Raw genomic sequence first — 2,794 nt, forward strand, 5'->3', positions numbered from 1 at the left:
CTGCCGCTGCGGCGGCAGGCGGTGAGCGCGCAGCCGCGTCAGGGCCGCTTCGGCGTGTCCTTGCACAGGGCCGTGTCGAGCAGTTCGTCCAGCTGCTTGAGCGGTGTGTTAATCGCGAAGTTCGTGTTGGTCACGACCGACGCGAAGCGGCCGTCCTTGGTCACCAGGGTCATCGTCAGGTAGCCGGGAAGGCCGCCGTTGTGCCCCCAGGCGGCGGCGCCGCAGGACAGCTTCAACTCGGCGATGCCCAGGCCGTAGCCGCCGACGCTGTCAGGCGCCGCCTTCCGGACCTTCTCCATCTCCGCGAGGCCCGCCGGCGAGAGCACCTGGCCCGAGGTCAGCGCCCGGTAGAAGGCGGTGATGTCCTCCAGGGTCGAGATGATCGCCCCCGCGCTGCTGTAGAGGGAGGGGTCGTAGCTGAGGGCCGGGGTCCAGAAGTACAGGCCGCCGAGCCGGCCCCCGTGGTAGCCGTTGACCGCCGGGGTGGGCAGCGCGCGGTGGCCGGGTTCGGGGAAGACCGTGCGTTCCAGGCCCAGCGGGGTGATGACCCGGTCGGTGACGGCCTGGTGCACCTTCTGGCCGGTCAGCTTCTCGATGAGCATGCCGAGGACGAGGTAGTTGGTGTTGGAGTAGTTGAACGTGGCGCCCGGCGCGCCGACCGGTGGGCTCTTGAGTCCCTTGCGTACCGAGGCGGCCAGGTCGTACGTGCCGTCCGGGTTCGCCTCGGGGGTGCCGGTGAGCGGGTTCGGGTTGTAGGCGCCCAGGCCGCCGGTCTGCTGGAGCAGGTGGCGGACGGTGATGCGGGTGCCGTCGTAGCCGTTGCCGGTGACGACGCCGGGCAGGTAGTCATCGATCGGCGCGTCCAGCGACACCGCGCCCTCGTCGACGAGTTGCAGGACAACCGCCGCGGTGAAGGTCTTGGTCTGGCTGCCGACGCGGAAGTGCTCGTCGGACTGGATGGGACGAGTGGTGTTGATGGTGCCGGTGCCGGCGGACAGGGTCCAGGCGTCGTCACCGTTTCCGGCGTGGACGGCCGCCCCCGGGCCGGCGGCGGCCTGGAACCTCTTGAGCGCCGCGAGCGTGGCCGCGTGCTCCTCGTCGGCCGCCGCCCCGGCCTGGGCGGTCGTCCCGGCCTTGGCCGCCGCCGGGCCCGACAGGGTCAGCATGGTCGCGCAGACGGCGCCTATGACGACGGGAAGCTTCGCCCTGCTCCACTGCTTGTGCTCTGCCATGGTGGTGGCTTCTCCTCGATGAGTGTGACGGGCGTGGTGAGTGTGCCGGCGTGGGTGGTCAGCGGGTCGCGGCGGCCGCGAAGGCGGCTTGCAGGCGCGGTACGTAGTCGGCGAACGCCGGGGCCCAACAGCCGTAGTTGTGGCCGCCGTCGCAGGTCGGTGCGAGTGACTTCCCGTTGCCGTAGTCGACGAGGCGACTGGGGATGTTCAGCTGGTCAAGACGGGACTTGACGGTGCGGGCGGCGCGCGCGGTCTGCGCGTCGACGACGTCCCCGTCGCCGGTGTAGAGGGTGATCGAGGTGTTCGCGAGCCTGGCCAGGTTGGCAGGGGCCGCCGGGTCGTAGGCGCGCCAGAGGCGGTCGGTGCCGAACACCGGATAGGGCGAGCCGAAGATGGCGTCGCTGTCGACGTACGGGCCGTAGTCCGGGCACCCGCTGGCGCTGCTCACCGCGCACCAGGCGCCCGGCAGGTTCAGCTCGGTGGCGACGACCGTCGCGCGGATCTCCGCCATTCCGAAGTCGAGGCCACCGGACAGGGCGGCGACGTGGCCGAACAGGTCGGGTCGGGCCTGGGCGTAGTGCAGGGCGCCGGATCCGCCCATGGACAGACCGGTGACCGCCCGGTGCGCGCGGTCGGGCACGGTGCGCAGGTTGGCGTCGATGAAGGGGACGACCTGCTCCAGGTGGAAGGTCTCCCAGTTGGCCGCCTTGAGCACGGTGTTCTGCATCTTCCAGTTCGTGTACCAGCCCTTGCGCCCGCCGTCCGGAACGACGGTGATCATCTTGTCGGAGCGCAGGGCGGGGGCGGCCGCGGCGTCGTTCACGGTGCCGCCGCCACCGTGCAGGAAGTACGCGACCGGCCAGCGCTTCTGCGGGTTCGCGGCGTATCCGCTGGGCAGGAAGACGCGGATCTTGTGCGGGCCGGACACCTGCGGTGTGGTCACGGTGAGGGTGAAGTCGGTACCGGAGTGCACCTCGGTCGGCTGGGCGACCTGGAGGCCGAACCCGTCGGCGAAGTCGGGGACGGCGGGAGCACCCGCCCGAGCGGCCGGGCCGCTGAGTGCGGTGAGCGCCAGTGCGACTGCGAGCGACGTGCCAAGAGCCCGTAGCCGATGTGGAGTTGAGGATGCCATTCGGTAGTGCTCCTTCGTGTGACGTGCCGGCGGGGGCGCCGGTCCGTTGTCACGATGGTGTTCACGCGGCTCAGGGAACAGGCCGGTTGACCGGCCATGCGTGACCGGTCGTCACGCTACGCTCAGGGCTGCCGTATCCGTGCGACGCGGGAGCCCGAATGACGGACCAACCAGGCGCGCTGCTACGCCAGTTACGCAAGCGCGCCCGTCTCACCCAGGAGCAGTTGGCGGAGCGGTCCGCGGTGAGCGTACGCACGATCCGCAGACTCGAGACCGGCAGGTCCACCGACCACCGGGTGAAGACCCTGCACCTGCTGGCGGACGCCCTGGATGCCGGGCCGGAGGAGCGGCGCCGGCTCACCGACACCCTGGACCGGACACCGCCGGCCCCCGCGCCCGAGCCGGCCCCCGTCGCCGTACCCTGGCCGCC

The 2,794-nt window shown here is 71.2% G+C and carries 3 protein-coding genes; 1 reads left to right on the top strand and 2 read right to left on the bottom strand.

Features of this window, described 5'->3' with window-relative positions:
* Nucleotides 1-38: 38 nt before the first annotated feature.
* Complete coding sequence (locus ACYVE9_RS21720) at nt 39-1,232, bottom strand: serine hydrolase domain-containing protein (RefSeq protein WP_461029570.1); 1,194 nt, start codon at nt 1,230-1,232, stop codon at nt 39-41.
* 58 nt (nt 1,233-1,290) lie between these two features.
* Nucleotides 1,291-2,364: an alpha/beta hydrolase gene (locus tag ACYVE9_RS21725; protein WP_461029571.1), complete on the bottom strand. Its 1,074-nt coding sequence runs from the start codon at nt 2,362-2,364 to the stop codon at nt 1,291-1,293.
* Between the two features lie 158 nt (nt 2,365-2,522).
* Between ACYVE9_RS21725 and ACYVE9_RS21730 the strand changes: the two genes are divergently transcribed.
* Nucleotides 2,523-2,794: helix-turn-helix transcriptional regulator (locus ACYVE9_RS21730; RefSeq protein WP_461029572.1), on the top strand; the 272-nt coding region annotated here is incomplete at its 3' end.

It is taken from the genome of Streptomyces sparsus (genome assembly GCF_054776295.1).

Coding starts and splice junctions, on each gene's coding strand:
- ACYVE9_RS21725 (WP_461029571.1), bottom strand. CDS start 2,364: ATGGCATCCTCAACTCCACATCGGCTACGGGCTCTTGGCACGTCGCTC.
- ACYVE9_RS21720 (WP_461029570.1), bottom strand. CDS start 1,232: ATGGCAGAGCACAAGCAGTGGAGCAGGGCGAAGCTTCCCGTCGTCATA.